We start from the raw sequence: 18,983 nt of genomic DNA on the forward strand, positions 1-18,983 counted from the left end.
CAAATCAGACTTCATCCAGCTCCGGCTCGTTCGCCTGTACATTCATCGTCGCCTTCACCACATCATGGCGACGGATGTACTTCCAGTCCGCCTCATCGATATAGATCCCGTTCGGCCCGCTGCCGCCTTCCAGGTCGATTGCCACCTGCGCCGACACCTGCGGCTTTACACTGGCCAGAATCGGCACGAAGCCCAGCTGCAAGCTGGTTTCCAGCAGCGCCGCCTGGTTTTTCTCGTCGATGTCCGCCGCCTCGTCGAGGTAGTACGGTAGACGCACGCGCCCGGCCTGGTCGCGGTCCATCAAGTGCAGCAACAAGTACATGTTGGTCAACGCCTTGATGGTCATGGTGGTGCCGTTGGACGCCGCGCCATCGATGTCGGTGTGAATCACCGGCTGGCCGTGTACCTTGGTGATCTCGAACGCCAACTCGAACAAGTCCTTGAGGCCCAACTGGTTATGGTTGGCGGCCACCAGGCGCGCCAGGTATTCCTTGGCTTCTTCGTTCTTGTTGTCCTGCTCGGCGCTTTGGCTCAGGTCGAACACCGACAGCGTCTCGCCTTCTTCATACTGGCCGGCACTGTGGATGATCTGGTCGATATGCTTGAGCGCTTCCTTGTTCGGCGCCAGCACGATGCGGAAGCTTTGCAGGTTGGAGACCTGGCGTTTGTTGATCTCGCGGTTGAACAACGCCAACTGGTGCTCAAGGCTGTCGTAATCGCTGCGGATATTGCGCAGGGTCCGCGCAATGTCGGTGACCGCCGCACGGCGTGCCTTGCCCAACGTCAGCGCTTCATCGGTACGGTGTGCATAGGCGTTGATCAGCAACTGCAGGCGACGCTCAACGTCATCCTCGCTGTCGAACTTGGCCACGCCCTTGAGGCGCACCTGGGCATACAGCGCTTCGATCTGGCCATCAGCGCGCAACAGGCCTTGCCAGCTGTCCTGATAGTCATTGAGCAGCGGCAGCAGGTTGTCCATGGAATCGTCGACCGGGTCCATGAACGGTGTGCCGAACGGTAGGTCCGCCGGCAACAGCTGGCGACGGCGCAACGCGTCATCCAGAGTGCGCTGCTTGGCTTCCATGTCGCCAATCTGACGGCCCACCAGTTGCAGCTTGGCCGAGAGTTGCTGAACGCGCTCGGTGAACGCATCGCTGGAGCGCTTCAACTCGTCCTGCGCTGCTTCCATCTGCGCCAGGTTTTCCAGCTTTTCGCCTTCTTCTGCGCTCAGGGTTTGCGCACGGCGGAAGTCTTCCAGGGCTTTTTGCGCATCCAGCACCTGCTGGTACAACGCTTCGGTCTGGGTCTTGCTCGCAGCGCGATCAGACGCGACAGCCTGCTGGGTTTTCAGCTGCTTGAGTTCTTTCTCCAGGCGTTCTTTCTGGTCACGCAACGCCGCGCGGTCTGCCAAGGCTTGCAACGCAGGCGGTTCGATGTGGGAGATGTCGATGGACAGCCCCGGCACCTCAAAACGCTCGCCCTTGAAGCCATCGAGGATCTGCTCCAGGGATTTAACCCACAGGCCATCCTCGTCCAGCGTGATGCCATGCGCGCCCAATGGCAGGCTGAACAACGAACTGTTGAACAGGCGCATCAGACGCTCGACATCCGGCTGTGAGAATTCTTCCCGCAGTTTCGCGTAGCTGTTGTTGTCGGCGTGGTCGAGTTGCTGCTTGACCGACTTCAAGCGCTTTTCCAAATCACGCAGACGCTCGTCCAAATCCTCGGCGCTGAACTGTCGCGACTGCGCCAATGCGCCCGCCAGTTCATCGTGAGCATCCTTGGCTGCCAACAGCTGTTGCTCCAGCACCTTCACGTCATCCACCAACGCAAAACGGTGCTTGAGTACCGACAGCTCGCCCAACCAACGCTGAATTCCGCTGATTTCCCGCTCCAGGCGCATCAACTCCTGGGTGCCGCCGCGTTGGTCGTTCTGCAGCGCGTCTTGCTCGTTGCGGTAATGCTCGGCCTGGATGGTCAGTTCTTCCTTGCGCGCACTGGCGTAGTCCGACCAAGTGCCCAGCAGCGAATCGAGCAACGGCGACAGGCGATGCAACTTGCCGCGCAACACGTCGCGCTGGCGAACGCCATTGGACAGGGCTTCAACCAATGGGCCGGCGGCGACCAGCGAGTTGTAGTCCTGTTCCATGCGTCGCACATCACGGAAGGCTTCTTCGCACGCCGCAATGTAATCTACGCTACCGGAGCGCAAGCTATGTTCGAAGGCATCCAGGAACAGTTGCTTGAGCTTGGGCCGCGGTGATTTCGCGCATATGCAGCAGGTTTATAAACAGCGCGCGGAAGGTCTTCAGGCTCTGCTCACTGGTAGAACGCAGCGGAATCAGTGTGAGGTCCAGCGGGATCGACGTGTGGCCGCCTACCAGCAAGCGACGCAGTTCATCCGGCTTGAGTTCGTAGGCTTTCAGGCCTTCGCGCTCAAGGTTGGTGAACAGTTCTTTCTGACGCAGGCAGGTGTCGTTCTTCTGGTAGTGAGCCAGGTCCAGCTTGCCCGCATAGGCAAAGAACTGGTGACCGAAACCACCGCCCGGGCCACGCCCGACCACGCCGATCACATGCGGGCCGTGGGGCAGGGAGACTTCCACCAGGATGTAGCTGGTGTCGGTGGCAAAGTAGAAGCGCCGCGATTGTTCCAGGGTGTACTTGCCGAAACTCATGTCCGACATGCGCGCCAGGATCGGGAACTGCAAGGCGTTGATCGACGCGGATTTACCCAGGTTGTTCGCGCCATACACCGACAGGGGTTCTTCCAGCGGGAACAAACCCAGGCTGTAACCTGCGGTATTCAATAGGGCGAAGCGGCGGATGCCGTAGCGTTCCTTACTCATGCGTCGGTCTCCTGTTCTTCGGCAATGGCGCGGGCCAGGGCGTCTTCTTCGCTTTCGTCGGCAAAGTCACTCAAGTCCAGTGGGTCATCGGTTTTCAGCAATTTCTCATCGCTGTCTTCATCGATGATCACCGGTGCCGGCAGTGGCAACACGCTGTGGACGCTGGCCGCCAGGTCACGGTCTTGCTGCACCGACAGGCACACATCAAGGAAGCGGTGCATCGGCGGCAGGAAGCGATAGATGCCGTTGTCTTCGCTGGCAAAACCCAGCTGTGTCATGCGGCGCATGATTTTTTCTTCGAGTTCTTCCTGGGTCTGCACTTCGGCCTGGATAAACAGGTCGCGGTACTTCTCCAGCAGCGACGGCAGTTCATCACGGCCCAGGCTGCCACCATCGAGCACGGCAATCGGGTCGCGGCCCTGGTCGGCCAAATGCTCGACGATGATGAAGGTGAACAACGCCAGGCGCTGGGCGGTCTTGTTCACCTGCGCACTGGCGATGGCGGAGTCCGGCACGAAGTAGTAGAAACCCCGCGTATCGCACACCAGTTCAAAGCCCAGGGCCTTGAATAGCGTGCGGTACTGGTCCTGGAAGTTCGACAGTTGCGCGTACAGCTCCGGGTCGCGGCGGCTGACGTGGTAACCCTTGAACAGCTCGCGAAAGATCGGCGCCAGCTGGGACAGTTCGGATAGATCAAGATGCATGGGGTGTACTCGCAGAGTGCTCGGCGGCGTCGGATCCGACCGGGAGCAGGGCGAAGGAGCGCAGGCTGACCTGGTGCTCGGTGGTGTGGTACTCGCGGCGTTCCAGGCGTTCGCGCTTGAAGCGTTTTTCTCGGGACAGCCGTGAGAACCAGTACAGCAATTCGTCGGTGGCGCCGTCCGGCTCCTGCTCCAGCAGCCAGGTCATCAGGTCCGGCATCGGCAGCGCGTCTTCGCAGCGTTCGAGCATTTCCTTGACCGTACGCGGTGCGCGCTGGGCGTCTCCCTTGTGGGATTTGTGCGCCTTGGGGAATTTTGCCGGTTTCGGCTCGAAATTCGCCAGGGCGTAGACATAGGCTTCCACTTGGCTGGCACTGCCGAGGAAGGTGCTTTGCGGGCGGGTAAACATCGGCATCGCGGCCTGTGGCACCGCGTCCAGCCCTTTACGGCGGATGGCCGACAGGGCCAGCGCCGCGCCACGGGTCACGGCGTTGTGCCGCCGTGCTTCTTCACGCAGCGGCAGCAGCAGTTCGCGGGCATGACGCAAGGTCAGCTGGGCGCTGGTCTGCATTTCGAGGATGCGCGCATGGGTGCGCAGCAGCATGTCATCGTCAACCAAATGGCCGAGGCGCTGTTGCTCGGTGAGCATGCGCAGCAGCACATTTTCCACCTTGCGCACGCCTTGTTCGAAGGCGCCATCGGCGTTCACCAGTTGGATCATCGGTTCGACGTACTCGTCCCAGGTCGCCAGGACTTCGGCGTAACGCTGGCGCAACGGGATCTGCCGGTCGCTGGTCTTGGCCCGGTCGGCCACGGCGGCGAGGGCCTGTTCGTCGTTGGCGAGTTTTTTCAGCACGTCCCGCACGCGCATATCGAGCAGGCGCAGTTGGCGGGCGAGGTCGTGGCCATCACGGATGTCGAAGGCGTCCTGGATATAACCCGCCAGGCGCTCGAGATGGCGCAGGTAGGCTTCGATTTCCAGGCACAGGCCAAGCCGGTGCTCCTTGCGAAGATAGGCCAGGAAGTCGTGGATCTGTGCGTTGAGCTCGAAACGGTTCGGGCTTTTGGCGACAGGCACCAGGATATCCAGGCGAATCCACACGTCCAACAGGCTGGTAATGTCCTGCGGCGTGCTGTCCAGTTGTTGGGCCGCCAGTTGCGCGCGCAACTCGCCAAGGCTCAAGGTGCCTTGGTCGAAGTGTTCGCACAGTGGCTCAAGCAGGGCCCAGTGTTCGGCGAGGGCGCGCAAGACGCGCTTGGGTTCGATCATCGGAATGGCCGGCTGGTTGGCGATTAAAAGTCGCGATTGTACTGCATCGGACGCGGGATTTATCCACAGCCGGTCAGTGCGCAGTGGGCGATTGTTGCCGAACAGCGGTAGAATCCCCGCTCTTTAGTTATCCACAAGTGGCCGAGCTGTGCTTATCGAGTCCCGACGTCGCGCTTACTTGACCGCCATGCAGGTGGTCAACTGGCTGCCCCGCACCGAACTGCCGTTTGCCGCGCCGTCGCGGCCCGAGCTGTTGCAGGCGCTTGAGCCCTATGAGGCGTTCGAGTCGTCCGGCGAGGAGGCGGCCGCGCCAGTGGCGGTGGTCAAGCCTGCGCCTGAAGCGCGCCCGGTCGTTGAACGGGCCAAGGTCGAAGTACCGCGCCCGTCGCCGGTGACTAAAGCGGCCAAAGTCGTGGAAGAGGCGGCCCCGGTGGTCAAGGCCCCGGTGGTGCCGCCGCCGCGTTTCGCCCTGCAGTTGCTGCGAGCCGGCCGCTGCCTGTTGCTGGTCGAGTTGCCCACCGGCGAACGTTTCCAGACCCGCGACCCCGCCTACATGCTGCTCAAGGACATGCTGCGCGCCGCCGGCCTGCCCGACAGCCCGCAAATCGTCGGCGACCCGGTGCGCTGGCCGCTGCTGGTGCGCGGCAACATGGACCAGGGCCCGGAAGCCGCGCGGGATTTTGTGCAAGGTTTTGTGTCTGCGCGCCTGGAAGACGAACCCTGCGTGTGCCTGTGGCTGATTGGCCTTCCCGCTGTGCGCTTTGCAGGCGAAGCCAATGCCGAAGCCTGGTACCGCGAACTGCAGGTCGAAGGCCTGGGTTCGGTATGGGCCCTGCCGGGCCTGGAATTATTAATGGAAGAGCCACAGCGTAAGGCTGATGTCTGGCAAGCCATGCGCCGGCTGATGGCGCGCTGGAAAACAACCGATGAGTGAGGCTTTATCCTTTCGCCCGATGACCGAGGCTGACCTCGACGCCGTGCTGAAAATCGAATACGCGGCGTTCAGCCACCCCTGGACCCGCGGGATCTTTCTCGACGGGTTGGGCAAGTACCAGATCTGGTTGATGTTCGAAGGTGAGCAGCAGGTAGGGCATGGTGTGGTACAGATCATCCTCGACGAGGCCCACCTGCTGAACATCACCGTCAAACCGGAAAACCAGGGACGCGGCCTTGGCCTGGCGCTGCTGGAGCACCTGATGTCCCGCGCCTACGCCGCCAGTGCGCGTGAGTGCTTCCTGGAAGTGCGCGACAGTAACACCGGCGCTTTCCGCCTGTATGAGCGTTATGGCTTCAACGAAATCGGCCGTCGGCGGGATTATTATCCCGCCGTGGGTGGCCGCGAAGATGCGGTCGTCATGGCCTGTACCCTGGTCGACTGACCGCGCCTGACCTAGCGGTTTCCGTCCAGCGGATCCCGCTTCGCCAATTCAGCCTCATCCAGGCCATTGCCGCCGCCAATCTCGTCCTCGTCCACGATACTCAGGTCGTAATCCGCCGGATTATCTTCGCCTTCCTCCCTGGCATCCCGCGCGCCATCCTCAGGGATCAAGGTTTCCGGCGTTAAATCATCACCGGTCTGCGCCGAGGGTTCATCCTGGTCAAAATCCAGCTCGCGCATCGAACCCATGCGATCTTCATTGTCATCAATGGGTTCGGGCTGCGTAGCGCCGTAGGGACGTCGTGATTCAGTCATGGCCTATCCTCATACTGTGGGGCTTATAGTGTGTGGACAGGCTGCGCGGCCCAAAGATTCAAGCTAATTCACGCTTGTTATTCACCAGCAGGGCGTGACCTGGACGTGGGGTTGTCAGTCACAAAACTGCGCATCATTCCTGAGGCTTTCCCTGATGAACGAACTACAAGACCTGCTTGATAACAATGAACGCTGGGCGGACGCGATCAAACAGGAAGATCCCGAATTCTTCGCCAAGCTCGCCCGCCAGCAAACTCCGGAATACCTGTGGATCGGCTGTTCCGACGCCCGTGTGCCGGCCAACGAGATCGTCGGCATGCTGCCGGGTGATCTGTTCGTGCACCGCAACGTGGCCAACGTAGTGCTGCACACCGACCTCAATTGCCTGTCGGTGATCCAGTACGCAGTGGACGTGCTCAAGGTCAAACACATCCTCGTTACCGGCCACTACGGCTGCGGCGGCGTGCGCGCCTCGATGCAGGACCGTCAGTTCGGCCTGATCGACGGCTGGCTGCGCACCATTCGTGACCTCTATTACGAAAACCGTGACGTGCTGGCCCAGTTGCCAACTGAAGAAGAGCGCGTCGACCGTATGTGCGAGCTGAACGTGATCCAGCAAGTGGCCAACGTCGGCCACACCAGCATTGTGCAAAACGCCTGGCACCGGGGGCAGAGCCTGTCGATCCATGGCTGCATCTACGGCATCAAGGATGGACGCTGGAAGAGCTTGAACACCACGATCAGTGGCTTCGAGCAATTGCCGCCGCAGTATCGCCTGCGTCCGTTGGGTGAGGCCTAAGGGCCGTCGTGGCTGCGCTTCTGTTCCAGGAAGCGCAGCCCCTCTGTGTTGATTTGTTGCTTCCCTCCTTTGATCCAGCCTCTGCAATGAGGGGCGCCGCAATGGCAAGAAAATTGGCGGTGCAAGCTGTCGAACGTCAACGTGAAGTCGAGTGTGATCCAGCTGCCGGCGGTGACTTTCGCCACCGTCCACAGCTCCAGGTAGTCCGTGTCGGCACACGTATTGGGAGCGCACGAGTGACGAATCAGGCTCATGAACCATCGGTCATACAGGTAAATGCGCGAAGAAATCTGGAACGCATGTTGCCCCAGTTCACTCAACGCATAGCCGGATAACCTGGCAATACACGTCTGACTGTCAAAATTGATGCGGGCCTTGATCCCTATGGACTCACCTTCTCGGTTGTTAACCACTTGAAACTCGCGGCTTGAGGGGTAGCCGCTTGCAGGAGATAGGTTCGCGAAAGGGTAAAGGCAGTCACTCACAGCAGTTTTAGCCTTGTCCATGGCCTGAGTTTTCATAACTCTCCTTGGCTAGGCTGCATCGACCTGCGGGTGGTGTCTGACTACCAGTCTTGCAGCGGATGGGCGCGGTTCAAGACTCGCTGAACGTGGATCCGATTTCTACTGTCAATGTTGACAGTAGAAATCGGTCGTTTTTTGTGCGATTTACAGCGCAGGCGCTGTGATGGCGGGGGCTGGGGCGGCGTTTTTCAGCTGTTTCAACTGGCCTTTGATGGCGGGTGTAGCGCACTTGGCATTGGCATCCACCGAGGTCATATGGCGCACCGAGGTGTAGAACAATTCACACGTCTGCTCCTTGCGCGTGACCTGCCAGGTATTCATGCACGCCTTGAGCAACACGTTCGGATCACTCGCGGGTTTCTGACCCATTCCGGCCTGCCAGCAGGCGGCGCTCAGATCCTGACCCATCACCTTCAAGCCGGCCTCATCGGCTTTCTGCTCGTTGCCATCGTAGGTGTCGGGGCTCGCGGCATACCAGATATAACTCGGGTGATTGGCGCCCAGCACTGACACGCTTTCGCCCGGCGTCGGGCTGATCTGTGCCAGGCTCAGCACGTTCACGGTCTGCCCATACTGCTGCTTGATCCAGCTGCGTACCGGTGCGCCAAATGCCACCATCGGCAATGCGCCTTTGGCGGACAGGCTCAGTTCCTGGACCATGCGCGTCTGGTAATCGGTGAAGTAGCTGTAGACGGTTTCCAGGTCCTTGCCCGCGTTGGAAGGCGCGGCGATAGGCGCAATATCGATGATGGTCTGGTAAGCCGGCGTTTCGGTGGCCGGGATGCCGTTATCCGTGAGCAACGTGGCCCAGCGGTCGGTGGTGGCCGATTCCAGGTAATCCTGGGCCTGGGTCAGCGAATAATCCGGAGGGAAGTGCAGCAGTTCGATGCTCTTGCGGTTTTCCAGGGCCATGCCCAACGGCAGGAACAGGTACCAGTTGTAGGCCCATTTGCCGTCAGTGTTGAGTTTGTTGGCGCCTTGGTAGGCCAGGTCGGCGGTATTGAGCAGCGTGGTCAGGGGTTGGCCGTAATTGTCAGGCACACCGCTGAAGGTCGCTGACACCTGCCCGTCATGGGTCTTGACGCTGACTTTTGCGCGGCTGTAGCCATCCCGTTGCAGGCTCTGGTTCAAGTAATGCTCGGCAGTCTGTTCCAGCGTCCATGGCCGAAAGCAGATCACATTGCAATTGTTGGGGAAGGCGAACAGTTGGGTCACGCGTTGCGTACTCCCCAATGGCACCTCGATGTCGGCCTGTACGACCGCACTCGCCATCAGTGCGGCCAGGGTGAAGGACAACCTGGTCGGTTTAAACATTGTTGTTTCCTTGTCAGCGAAAGCCCGTCTGCGCGGGGTGAAAGCCCACCTCCACACAGTAGCGGTTGACCAGGAAAACCGCGTGCTAAATCGCCAGGTGTGTCGCTATTGGATAAGAAAACCTACAGGCTGAACTGCAACGCGTTGCTCAAGTCGCCCATGGGCTTCTGGCCACGGGCGGTCATCGCGTCATCGCGTTGCTTGAGGCCGTCCAAGGTCTCCAGCTGGAATACGCGGGTGATCAAGCGCAGGATCGACGCCGTGTCATAAACCGTATGGTCAACGGTGCCCTTACGTGCGAACGGCGACACCACAATGGCCGGGATCCGCGTGCCAGGGCCCCAACGGTCGCCCTTGGGCGGTGCCACAGGGTCCCACCAGCCGCCGTTTTCATCGACGGTTACCACGACCACCATGTTTTTCCACTGCGGGCTCTCTTGCAGCACCTTCAGGGCGCGGGCGATATGGCGGTCGCCCGAGGCCACGTCGGCATAGCCCGCGTGCATGTTCAGGTTGCCCTGAGGCTTGTAGAAGGTCACGGCGGGCAGTTTGCCGGCCTGCGCGTCAGCAAAGAACTTGTTGGTGCTGGACTCGTCACCCAGGCCGCCATCGCGCAGACGCTTGTCACGCTCGACGCGATTCTCCGGACCCTGCTGCTTGAAGTAGTTGAATGGCTGGTGGTGATACTGGAAGTTAGGGATCTTCGGGATGCCGCCCGAATCCTTGAACTGATCCAGGGTGGCTTGCCACGCACCGGCATACCAGGCCCAGTCGACATTCTTTTTCGACAGCTTGTCACCAATATGTTCGTGGGTTTGCGGCACCAGCACATTGGGCAGGTCGGGTTTAGAGTAATCCGGGCTTTCCGGATCGCGGATCCAGGTCGGCCAGTAGGGCGGGGCCAGGGTATTCACGCCGTAACCGTCTGGGGTCAACGCGCTGGGACCAAACTGCGGTGGGCCGGTCATGGCGCTGGCTGGCGACTTGTCCAGCGGCTTGAGGCGCGGGTCGGTGGGGTCATCGCTTTGCAGCGTGGCGATCTGCGCCTTGGCCACCGATTGCGCAGCATTCGGATAAAACGGCGCGGTGGCGCTGATCAGGTACTGGTGGTTGAGGAACGAGCCACCAAACGCACCCTGGAAGAAGTTGTCGCAGAGCACGAACTCCTTGGCCACGTCCCACAGGCGCAGGGAATAACGGCTCTGGGCGTAGTGACCCATCACCAGGCCACCCGAATCGGCCCAGGCGACGAAATTGTCATTTTTACCGCCGTTGATCTGCATCTGGTTCTGGTAGAACACGTGCCACAAGTCGCGGGTGACCAGGCTCAGGGGCAGGTCTTCAGCATTCGGGCCCTTGAGCGCGAACGGCGCGTTGGGCAGGTTTTCCTGGAATTGCACTTCACTGGGGTAGGTCACCCCGTCCACCGATTGCGGCCCGACTTGCAGCACGCCACCCCAGGCCGGTGGCAGGGTAGTCAGCAGGCTACCGTCGCGGTCGCGTTGTTGGGTATCGGCGGCGGACAGCGCCGATAGCGGCTTCTCCACACCAGGGAAATCTGCAAACAGGTTATTGAAGCTGCGGTTCTCGGCATAAATCACCACCACGGTTTTCACCTGGTCGTGCAGTGCCTTGTCCAGTTCTTGTGGGGTGAGCGGACGGGACACCGGTTTTCCTGGTGCTTCGCCGGCGTTGCCGCAGGCACTCAACGTCGCGCCGACCCCTAACACCGCCGCGCCCCCCAGGAAACGCCGGCGGCTGGTGTCGACCGGTGGTTGGGCGGCGGAATCAGGAGAAGGGCGGTCTTCGTGCTCGTCACTCATTGCGGGGGAGTCCTTGGCGAGATGTTGCAAGATATTTCGCAGGACGGTAGCAATGCAATGTGACGGAACGAAGACACTGATTTCACAGCAGGCGCAGTGCCAGCTGGCTGCCCGCGCGCAAGTACTCGACCTGGGCCGTCACCGCATCCTTGACGATGGCCTCGCCGGTGTCGGTCAGCTTGGGCTTCTTTGCATCGATGACACTGGTCTGCAACAGCTGCATCGCCACGTCGATCGATTTCTGGAACGCGGTGATGTTGTTATGCAGGCCGAATTCCTTGATCACGGCGGCCATGCGGCGGTCGGCGTCGTCGCGCAAGATTCGGTATTCAGTGACCGAAACGTTATCGTCCTTGTAGATATCAGTGATTAGTTCTTCCAGTGATTTGGAGAGGGGCGTCATCGGATTTTCCTTGGTTTCAGGTGAGGAGGAATCCGAGACAGGTTAATCAAAGGCGTTGATGGGAGGAGTCAGGGGTTGCCGTTGTCTGGAGTAGGACAACCCCACGCGATTAATCGGAAGATGCGGTCAAGGCATGACCGGCGGCAAATACTTCAACGTCGTCCCCAACGCCCACAGCAAGAACAACACCAGCGGCGTGTGCACCAACAACTGTACGAACGAAAACCCAATCAAATCCCGCGCCTTCAGCCCCAGCACGCCCAGCAACGGCAGCATATAGAACGGGTTGATCAGGTTCGGCAGCGCCTCGGCGGCGTTGTAGATCTGCACCGCCCAGCCCAGGTGATATTGCAGGTCATTGGCGACTTGCATCACGTAGGGCGCTTCGATGATCCACTTGCCGCCGCCCGACGGAATGAAGAAACCGAGCACCGCCGAGTACACGCCCATCAGCAGCGCGTAGGTGTCGTGGGAGGCGATGGACGTGAAGAAGGTCGAAATGTGGTGGGCCAGGGTCTGGCCGTCACCGCCTTTCACCACCGTCATCAGCGCGGCAATCGAGCCGTACAGCGGGAACTGGATCAGCACGCCGGTGGTGGTGGGCACCGCACGGGCCACCGCATCGAGGAAGCTGCGCGGGCGCCAGTGCAGCAGGGCGCCGACCATGATGAACAGGAAATTGTAGGTGTTCAGCCCCGAAATTGCGCTGATCGCCGGCTTGGTCGAAAACTCGTGGAACAGCCAACCGGCTGCCAGCAGCGCCAGCAGGATGGTCAGCAATGGACTGTGTTCCAGCCATTCACCGGGTCGCGTCGGTGCTTGAATCTTTGGCAGGTTGAACGCCGGGTCGACGCCACAGGCCTTGGCATCACGCGCGCTGTTCGGGCCGGGCGCGGTAGCGTAGGCGATGATCAGCGAGACCACGATCAACGCCAGCAGCAACACGCCGGATTGCCACAGGAAGATGGTGTCAGTGAACGGGATCACCCCCGTGATCGACAGAATCGACGGCGGCAGGCTGGCCGGGTTGGCCTGCAACTGCGCGGCGGACGACGACAACCCCAGCGCCCATACGGCGCCCAGCCCCAGATACGCCGCCGCACCGGCCGCGCGGTAATCCATCTTCAAATCCGTACGACGCGCCAGCGCCCGCACCAGCAAACCGCCGAATACCAGAGACAGGCCCCAGTTCAGCAAGGAAGCGACCATCGAGATCAACGCCACCCAGGCCACGGCCGAGCGGCCGTTCTTCGGGATACGCGCCAGGCGGTCGATCAGTTTCACCGCGGGCGGCGAACTGGCCACCACATAACCGCCGATCACCACAAAGGCCATCTGCATGGTGAAGGGGATCAGGCTCCAGAACCCGTCGCCGAACGCTTTGGCGGCCTCGGTCGGCGCGGCGCCCATGCCCAGGGTCGCCACGGCGACGATGATCACGGCGAGGGCGGCAAACACCCAGGAATCGGGAAACCAGCGTTCGGCGAAATTGGAGCAACGCAGGGCAAATCGGGCATAGCGGCTTTCTTCGATAGCGTCGGCCACGAGTCTTTCCTCTTATAGTTATTAGGTGCAGGCAATTTTCCGGCATGTTCCGCTACGGCCATTGATATGGGAATGCAGTTATCTTCATCGATCCATGAGGAAAACAAATATATCTGTCGTGATTGCCATCAATGGGCTCAGCTCATAACCTGCACGCCATTTTGTTTGTCTGCCGAGCCTCCACATGACAGCCACCTTTCCTGCACAGGCGCAGCGTTTTTCCCGCTCCGACTACAAAACCCTGGGCCTGGCCGCCCTGGGCGGTGCCCTGGAAATCTACGACTTCATCATCTTCGTGTTTTTCGCGCTGACCTTGAGCCAGCTGTTCTTCCCGCCGGAAATGCCCGAGTGGCTGCGCCTGCTGCAAAGTTTCGGCATTTTCGTCACCGGATACCTGGCGCGCCCGCTGGGTGGCATCCTGATGGCTCACTTTGCCGATCATCTGGGACGCAAGCGCGTGTTCAGCCTGAGCATCCTGATGATGGCGCTGCCCTGCCTGCTGATTGGGATCATGCCGACCTACGCGCAAATCGGTTATTTCGCACCGCTGATCCTGCTGGCGTTGCGCGTGCTGCAAGGCGCGGCGGTGGGCGGTGAAGTGCCGAGTGCCTGGACCTTCGTCGCTGAACACGCGCCGCCCCAGCATCGCGGTTACGCCCTGGGCTTCCTGCAAGCTGGCCTGACCTTCGGCTACCTGCTCGGTGCGTTGACGGCGACCCTGCTGGCGCAAGTTTTCACCCCGGCCGAAATCCTCGACTACGCCTGGCGCTTTCCCTTCCTGCTCGGCGGTGTGTTTGGCGTGATTGGCGTGTGGCTGCGCCGCTGGCTCAGCGAAACCCCGGTGTTCCTCGAAATGCAGGCCCGCCGCCAGGCCGCCGCCGAACTCCCCCTGCGCACCGTGTTGCGTGACCACCGCGCCGTACTGCTGCCGGCGATGATCCTCACCTGCGTGCTCACCTCCGCCGTGGTGGTGTTGGTGGTCATCACCCCGACCATGATGCAGAAAACCTTCGGCATGAGCCCCAGCCACACCTTCGCCTTGAGTGCCTTGGGCATCGTGTTCCTCAATATCGGCTGTGTGCTGGCCGGCTTGCTGGTCGACCGCATCGGCGCCTGGCGCGCGGTGCTGGTCTACAGCCTGTTGCTGCCGGTGGGGATTGCGGTCCTGTACGCCAGCCTGATCAGCGGCGGCATCTGGCTGGGCGCGGCGTACGCCGTGGCGGGCTTGAGTTGCGGCGTGGTGGGCGCGGTGCCGTCGGTGATGGTCGGCTTGTTTCCGGCGCAGGTACGGGTGTCGGGGATCTCCTTTACCTACAACATTGCCTACGCGCTGTGGGCGAGTACCACGCCGTTGTTGCTGATTGCGCTGATGCCGACCAGCCCGTGGATTTGCGTGGGGTATTGCTTGGTGATGGGGGCGGTGGGGGTGGTGAGTGTGGCGCTGTTTGGTAAGCGCCACACGGTAGACGCTGTTACAAATGGCACCTAGGGCCATCAATTGACGGGGGTTGATGCCATTTCTATAGTCACTTCAACTTCTGGTTGGCATGTAGAACCCTATGACTCAGACCGCCTTTATCAACTTCGCCATCCTGTCCTGGTCTCGCCAGCGGGCGGGGTTGTCTGAGGCGCAAATTGCCAGAGGCCTTACAGTCAGCGTCGAAAAAGTGAAAGCGTGGGAGAAGGGTCAGAACCTTCCCACGTTCAACCAAGCGCAAAAATGGGCCCTTATCGCGCAAGTACCCTTTGGCTTCCTCTTTCTCAAGGCTCCGCCGCAGGAGCACCTTCCTCTTCCTGACCTGCGTACTGTGGGTGGCGTTTTTCCAGACAAACCCAGCTTGAACCTGCTGGACACAGTGCGAGACGTGCTGCGTAAACAAGATTGGTACTTGGAGTACCTACAGGATCAAGAACGCTCTGCGCTGCCCTTCGTGGGAAGTTTCCACAGCCGTTCGCCTATCAAGGAAGTGGTAACAGATATTCGTCGCGTACTCGGCGTGACGGATGACTTTGCTCGTATGACTTATGAAGACTATTTCAGGGCTTTGGTGAGTGGCGCTGAGGAGGCAGGCATTCTTGTCATGCGCAGCGGTGTTGCCTTGGGAAATACCCACCGCAAACTGGATGTCAGCGAATTTCGAGGATTTGCGATCAGCAACGCTCTAGCCCCCGTGGTTTTCATCAACAGTGCGGACGCACCCACGGCACGCCTTTTTACCTTGATGCATGAGCTGGCGCATATCTGGATTGGTAGCACGGGGGTATCTGATGGCAGCAGTCACAGCGCGCGTCAGGAAGAAGCTTTTTGCAATTCGGTAGCGGGGGAGTTTCTGGCACCGGAGCTCGTCTTTCGAGCGCAATGGGATTCGAACGTGCACTGGGAGCAAAACCTTGCGCCGCTGGCTGGGCGCTTTCGGGTCAGCATGTTGGTGATTGCACGTCGTGCCCGTGATCTCGGCTATATCAGCAGTGATCAATACGGCGCTTATTACCGTCGGATCTTGCAGGAATATCGAGATAAGGGCGGTAATGGAGGAGATTACTACCGCACGGCAGCTATTCGAAACAGTACCCGGTTGAGCAAGGCCGTCCTGGCAGAAGCGCAGAGCGGCCGAATTCTGCTACGAGACGCAGGAAAACTGCTGGGTGTGCAGCCTGCCAAGCTGAAGACTTATGGGATGAAGCTATCGGCATGAAGCATCTACTGGATTCGAATACGCTGATTGAGGCCAAAAATCGCTATTACGGAATGTCGATTTGCCCAGGATATTGGGCGTGGATTCTTCAACAGCATCAGGCTCTGGAAATTGCCAGTATCGTGCCGGTAAGGGATGAATTAGCCAGAGGCAATGATGATTTGACCCAGTGGGTTAAAGGCAACGCGCACCTGTTCGAGGACTCCAGCGATGAGCCAACTCAAACCGCGTTTGGGCATATCGTCGCAAAGATTGCGCAGCAGATGCCTGCAATGAAAGCCGGAGCGTTTGAAGAGTTTCTCGAGGGCGCAGATCCCTGGTTGATTGCCAAGGCAATGACCACCGGCGCAGTGGTCGTCACGCATGAGGTCTACAACCCTGACATCAAGCGTAAGTTCACGATTCCCAATGTGTGTTCTCTGTTTGGCGTGCCTTACATGAACACATTTGAATTACTCGGTAAGCTCGATGCTCGTTTTGTTCTGCATCACTGATTGAGTGAGGGGAAGGATACTTCCCCTCGACGTGGCAATTTCAAGTCAGGAAGTGCCAGAACAGCAGCGTACCGATCAAGCCAACCACCGAAACAATAGTCTGCAACACCGACCACACCCAGATCGTCTGCTTCAACTGCAAGCCAAAGTATTCACGCACCATCCAGAACCCGGCGTCGTTGACGTGGCAGAAGAACACCGAGCCGGCGCCAATCGCCAAGGCTACCAACGAACTCTGCGTCGCCGCGAGACCTGCCATCATCGGCGCGAGGATGCCGGCGGTGGTCGTCGTGGCAACGGTGGCCGAGCCAGTGGCTTGGCGCAGCGCAACTGCAATCAACCACGCGAGTAGCAGGTAGGGCATGTGCGCGCCTTCGGCGACCTTGCTGATGGTCTGGCTCACGCCGGCATCCAACAGGGTTTGCTTGAGGCCGCCGCCGGCGCCGATGGTCAGCAGCAACACGGCAATGGGCGCGAGGGCCTTGCGTAGGGTGTTGCCGACCTCGGTGCGCGGCATGCCGGCGGCCCAGCCCAGGCAGATGACGGCGGCGATCACGGCCAGGCCGAGGGCGATCAGCGGTTCGCCAAGGAATTTCAGGGTCAGGCCGAGGGTGCTTTCAGCCGGCAGTGCGACCTTGGCCAAGGTGCTGCCCAACATCAGAATCACCGGCAACAGAATAATCAACAACGACACTGCAAAACTCGGCTGGCGCGGTGCCTTGGGCGGTGCGCTGAACAGCGCGCCGATATCCGCAGGCTCATCCACATGCAGGCGCTTGGACAACCAGTTGCCGTAGATCGGGCCCGCCAGGATCACCGCCGGTACCGCGATGCAGAAACCCAGCAACATGGTCAGGCCAAGGTCGGCGTGCAGCGCGCCTACCGCAATCAGTGGCCCTGGATGGGGTGGCATCAGGGCGTGCAGGGTGGTCATGCCCGCCAGTGCCGGGATGGCGATTTTCAGCAGCGGCTGGTTTGAGCGCTTAGCCATCACAAAGATGATCGGCACCATCATGACCAGGCCCACTTCGAAGAACAGCGGCAAGCCGATCACCATGGCCACCAATGCCATCACCCAGGGCAGTGACTTGCCCTTGCCCAACCCGAGCAAGGTCGTGGCGATGCGGTCGGCTGCACCGGATTCCGCCATCAGCGCGCCGAGCATCGAGCCCAGGGCGATGATGATCCCGGCTTCACCGAGGATCGCGCCGGCACCTTTACTGAACGCCTTGGCCACTTCTTCAGGCGGCAGGCCCGCGCCGACCCCGGCGATGAACGTGCCGATCAGGATCGACAGGAACGGCGGCAATTTGGTCGCACTGATCAGCACGATGATGCTGGCGATGGCCAGCAGTACACAGAACATAAGGCGGGTGTCGTGAACCATCCACGCGGCAGTCGATAACTCCAAAACGGGACTCCTTATCGAACAGGTTTGGGAAATTGTTTCTTTTTGTTTCCTGCCCGAAAAGCATACCTGATCCCGCGATGGCCAAGTGCTTATGTGCCGTTTTGGTGCGATCAGCGGTAAGGCGCCGTGAGGCCCGCCGCAGAGCCATTGCTGTCGGATTTGTAATCTTTGCTCCACCGCCCTGATAAGTCGTGACAGCTACATTGCCCCCGCTTGTACTTCATGGGCGTGGAACTCTCGTTATGGCAATTTCCGTTAGAAAACTTCTGGGGGCGGGCGTGTTGTGGGTGGTTGCCAGCGCGAGCCAGGCACAAACCCTCACCCTCGACTCGGCCCTGCAAACCGCCTTCGCCAACAACCCGGAACTGGCGGCAGCACAATGGGACATCGACATTGCCCAGGGTGGTCGCCAGCAGGCCGGGTTGATCCCCAATCCGGTGGCCTCCTGGGATGTGGAGGACACCCGTCGTGACTCCCGCACCACCAGCATCAAGATCAGCCAGGCCCTGGAACTGGGTGGCAAGCGGGGGGCGCGAATCGACGTGGCGTCCCGCGCCCAGGACGCCGCCGCGCTGACATTGGAGCAGCGCCGCAACACCCTGCGCGCCGAAGTCATCGACAACTACTACGGCGCTTTGCGTGCCCAGGAACGCCTCGACTTGGCGCAGCGTTCCATGACGGTGGCGGAACGCGGGCTGGTTGTCGCCAACGGTCGGGTGACAGCAGGCAAGGCCTCACCGGTGGAGGCCACACGGGCCCAGGTGCAGTTATCGGAGATTCGTCTGGAACTCGACCGCGCGCAGATTGGCCTTACCGATGCCTATCGTCGCCTGGCCGCCAGTACTGGCAGCGCCGCGCCGAACTTCCAGGCCGTCGCCACACAAAACCCGTCAACACCGACCGTGCCGTCGGCCACCCAGTTGCTGGCGCGCCTTGAGCAGACCACCGAGTTGCGCCTGGCCGAACTGAGCATCCAGCAAAACGAAGCCAGCGTTGGCCTGGAAAAAGCCCAGCGCATTCCCGACCTCGACGTGTCCATCGGCAGCCAGTACGACGCCAGCGTGCGCGAGCGGGTGAACCTGGTGGGCGTGTCGATGCCGATCCCATTGTTCAACCGCAACCAGGGCAACGTTCTCGCCGCTACCCGCCGCGCCGATCAGGCCCGCGACCTGCGCAACGCCACCGAACTGCGCCTGCGCACCGAAACCCGCCAGGCCTTGGACCTGTGGCAGTCCGCGAATACCGAGGTGCGCGCGTTTAACCAGCAGATCCTGCCCGCCGCCCAAAGCGCGGTGGACAGCGCCACCCGTGGTTTCGAAATGGGCAAGTTCAGCTTCCTCGACGTGCTGGACGCCCAGCGCACGCTGATCGCGGCCCGCACCCAATACCTCAACGCCACCGCCCAGGCCACCGATGCCTGGGTGCGTATCGAACGGATTTACGGCGACCTCGCCCGGTTTTGAT

16 protein-coding genes and 1 pseudogene are annotated in these 18,983 nt (G+C 60.6%); 7 read left to right on the top strand and 10 right to left on the bottom strand.

Going from position 1 to position 18,983, the window contains the following annotated elements; all coding sequences use genetic code 11:
- Positions 1-4 precede the first annotated feature (4 nt).
- The 3 genes and pseudogenes from mksF to mksB all read right to left on the bottom strand — a co-directional run bounded on the left by mksF (position 5) and on the right by mksB (position 4,817).
- Positions 5-2,846: pseudogene (mksF, locus tag AYR47_RS10615) on the bottom strand (Mks condensin complex protein MksF).
- Entirely contained in the window at positions 2,843-3,550 is a 708-nt protein-coding gene (mksE, locus tag AYR47_RS10620) for an Mks condensin complex protein MksE (RefSeq protein ID WP_012722059.1), read from the bottom strand. The pseudogene mksF and the gene mksE overlap by 4 nt, the downstream one beginning before the upstream one ends.
- The gene (mksB, locus tag AYR47_RS10625; RefSeq protein WP_033898394.1) at positions 3,540-4,817 is read right to left on the bottom strand and encodes an Mks condensin complex protein MksB; all 1,278 of its coding nucleotides are present in this window, start codon (positions 4,815-4,817) and stop codon (positions 3,540-3,542) included. The genes mksE and mksB overlap by 11 nt, the downstream gene beginning before the upstream one ends.
- Positions 4,818-5,004: 187 nt before the next feature.
- On the opposite strand from mksB, the gene AYR47_RS10630 reads away from it, so the two are divergent.
- On the top strand, positions 5,005-5,751 hold the full coding sequence (locus AYR47_RS10630) for a hypothetical protein (protein WP_050572370.1): 747 nt from the start codon (positions 5,005-5,007) through the stop codon (positions 5,749-5,751).
- Positions 5,744-6,196, top strand: a complete 453-nt coding sequence (gene rimI / locus AYR47_RS10635) for a ribosomal protein S18-alanine N-acetyltransferase (protein WP_005784514.1) — start codon at positions 5,744-5,746, stop codon at positions 6,194-6,196. Before AYR47_RS10630 ends, rimI begins: the two co-directional genes overlap by 8 nt.
- Before the next feature lie 11 nt (positions 6,197-6,207).
- On the opposite strand, the gene AYR47_RS10640 is transcribed toward rimI, so the two are convergent.
- Positions 6,208-6,510, bottom strand: coding sequence for a hypothetical protein (locus tag AYR47_RS10640; protein ID WP_033898397.1), 303 nt, complete (start codon positions 6,508-6,510; stop codon positions 6,208-6,210).
- 154 nt (positions 6,511-6,664) lie between these two features.
- Between AYR47_RS10640 and can the strand changes: the two genes are divergently transcribed.
- Positions 6,665-7,309, top strand: coding sequence for a carbonate dehydratase (can, locus tag AYR47_RS10645; protein WP_003188288.1), 645 nt, complete (start codon positions 6,665-6,667; stop codon positions 7,307-7,309).
- Here the strand turns inward: can and AYR47_RS10650 are convergent.
- The 5 genes from AYR47_RS10650 to AYR47_RS10670 all read right to left on the bottom strand — a co-directional run bounded on the left by AYR47_RS10650 (position 7,306) and on the right by AYR47_RS10670 (position 12,918).
- Positions 7,306-7,830 (bottom strand): hypothetical protein, encoded by a 525-nt coding sequence (locus AYR47_RS10650; RefSeq protein ID WP_061435187.1) that lies wholly within the window; start codon positions 7,828-7,830, stop codon positions 7,306-7,308. The genes can and AYR47_RS10650 overlap by 4 nt on opposite strands.
- 147 nt (positions 7,831-7,977) lie before the next feature.
- Positions 7,978-9,147 (bottom strand): hypothetical protein, encoded by a 1,170-nt coding sequence (locus tag AYR47_RS10655; protein ID WP_033898400.1) that lies wholly within the window; start codon positions 9,145-9,147, stop codon positions 7,978-7,980.
- Positions 9,148-9,269: 122 nt separating this feature from the next.
- On the bottom strand, positions 9,270-10,970 hold the full coding sequence (gene acpA, locus AYR47_RS10660; protein ID WP_061435189.1) for an acid phosphatase: 1,701 nt from the start codon (positions 10,968-10,970) through the stop codon (positions 9,270-9,272).
- A gap of 82 nt (positions 10,971-11,052) precedes the next feature.
- Positions 11,053-11,373: a hypothetical protein gene (locus tag AYR47_RS10665; protein WP_033898402.1), complete on the bottom strand. Its 321-nt coding sequence runs from the start codon at positions 11,371-11,373 to the stop codon at positions 11,053-11,055.
- Positions 11,374-11,499: 126 nt separating this feature from the next.
- Positions 11,500-12,918: a short-chain fatty acid transporter gene (locus AYR47_RS10670; protein WP_033898403.1), complete on the bottom strand. Its 1,419-nt coding sequence runs from the start codon at positions 12,916-12,918 to the stop codon at positions 11,500-11,502.
- 184 nt (positions 12,919-13,102) lie between these two features.
- Here AYR47_RS10670 and AYR47_RS10675 point away from each other — a divergent pair, with 184 nt between their 5' ends.
- The 3 genes from AYR47_RS10675 to AYR47_RS10685 all read left to right on the top strand — a co-directional run bounded on the left by AYR47_RS10675 (position 13,103) and on the right by AYR47_RS10685 (position 16,108).
- Positions 13,103-14,407, top strand: coding sequence for an MFS transporter (locus AYR47_RS10675; protein WP_061435190.1), 1,305 nt, complete (start codon positions 13,103-13,105; stop codon positions 14,405-14,407).
- 70 nt (positions 14,408-14,477) lie between these two features.
- Positions 14,478-15,614, top strand: coding sequence for an ImmA/IrrE family metallo-endopeptidase (locus AYR47_RS10680; RefSeq protein WP_061435191.1), 1,137 nt, complete (start codon positions 14,478-14,480; stop codon positions 15,612-15,614).
- Positions 15,611-16,108 carry a DUF4411 family protein gene (locus AYR47_RS10685; protein WP_033898408.1) on the top strand — a complete coding sequence of 166 codons (498 nt, stop codon included), beginning with the start codon at positions 15,611-15,613 and terminating at the stop codon, positions 16,106-16,108. Before AYR47_RS10680 ends, AYR47_RS10685 begins: the two co-directional genes overlap by 4 nt.
- A 40-nt stretch (positions 16,109-16,148) precedes the next feature.
- On the opposite strand, the gene AYR47_RS10690 is transcribed toward AYR47_RS10685, so the two are convergent.
- Entirely contained in the window at positions 16,149-17,519 is a 1,371-nt protein-coding gene (locus tag AYR47_RS10690; protein ID WP_033898410.1) for a GntT/GntP/DsdX family permease, read from the bottom strand.
- 242 nt (positions 17,520-17,761) lie between these two features.
- On the opposite strand from AYR47_RS10690, the gene AYR47_RS10695 reads away from it, so the two are divergent.
- A complete protein-coding gene (locus AYR47_RS10695; RefSeq protein WP_061435192.1) occupies positions 17,762-18,982 on the top strand; it encodes a TolC family protein in 1,221 nt (406 codons plus the stop codon).
- Position 18,983: the final 1 nt, after the last annotated feature.

The organism is Pseudomonas azotoformans, assembly GCF_001579805.1.
GTDB lineage: Bacteria > Pseudomonadota > Gammaproteobacteria > Pseudomonadales > Pseudomonadaceae > Aquipseudomonas > Aquipseudomonas azotoformans_A.

What these genes read in the sequence shown, in the direction of transcription:
- mksE (WP_012722059.1), bottom strand. Translation starts at nt 3,550, where the DNA reads ATGCATCTTGATCTATCCGAACTGTCCCAGCTGGCGCCGATCTTTCGC.
- mksB (WP_033898394.1), bottom strand. Translation starts at nt 4,817, where the DNA reads ATGATCGAACCCAAGCGCGTCTTGCGCGCCCTCGCCGAACACTGGGCC.
- AYR47_RS10630 (WP_050572370.1), top strand. Translation starts at nt 5,005, where the DNA reads ATGCAGGTGGTCAACTGGCTGCCCCGCACCGAACTGCCGTTTGCCGCG.
- rimI (WP_005784514.1), top strand. Translation starts at nt 5,744, where the DNA reads ATGAGTGAGGCTTTATCCTTTCGCCCGATGACCGAGGCTGACCTCGAC.
- AYR47_RS10640 (WP_033898397.1), bottom strand. Translation starts at nt 6,510, where the DNA reads ATGACTGAATCACGACGTCCCTACGGCGCTACGCAGCCCGAACCCATT.
- can (WP_003188288.1), top strand. Translation starts at nt 6,665, where the DNA reads ATGAACGAACTACAAGACCTGCTTGATAACAATGAACGCTGGGCGGAC.
- AYR47_RS10650 (WP_061435187.1), bottom strand. Translation starts at nt 7,830, where the DNA reads ATGAAAACTCAGGCCATGGACAAGGCTAAAACTGCTGTGAGTGACTGC.
- AYR47_RS10655 (WP_033898400.1), bottom strand. Translation starts at nt 9,147, where the DNA reads ATGTTTAAACCGACCAGGTTGTCCTTCACCCTGGCCGCACTGATGGCG.
- acpA (WP_061435189.1), bottom strand. Translation starts at nt 10,970, where the DNA reads ATGAGTGACGAGCACGAAGACCGCCCTTCTCCTGATTCCGCCGCCCAA.
- AYR47_RS10665 (WP_033898402.1), bottom strand. Translation starts at nt 11,373, where the DNA reads ATGACGCCCCTCTCCAAATCACTGGAAGAACTAATCACTGATATCTAC.
- AYR47_RS10675 (WP_061435190.1), top strand. Translation starts at nt 13,103, where the DNA reads ATGACAGCCACCTTTCCTGCACAGGCGCAGCGTTTTTCCCGCTCCGAC.
- AYR47_RS10680 (WP_061435191.1), top strand. Translation starts at nt 14,478, where the DNA reads ATGACTCAGACCGCCTTTATCAACTTCGCCATCCTGTCCTGGTCTCGC.
- AYR47_RS10685 (WP_033898408.1), top strand. Translation starts at nt 15,611, where the DNA reads ATGAAGCATCTACTGGATTCGAATACGCTGATTGAGGCCAAAAATCGC.
- AYR47_RS10695 (WP_061435192.1), top strand. Translation starts at nt 17,762, where the DNA reads ATGGCAATTTCCGTTAGAAAACTTCTGGGGGCGGGCGTGTTGTGGGTG.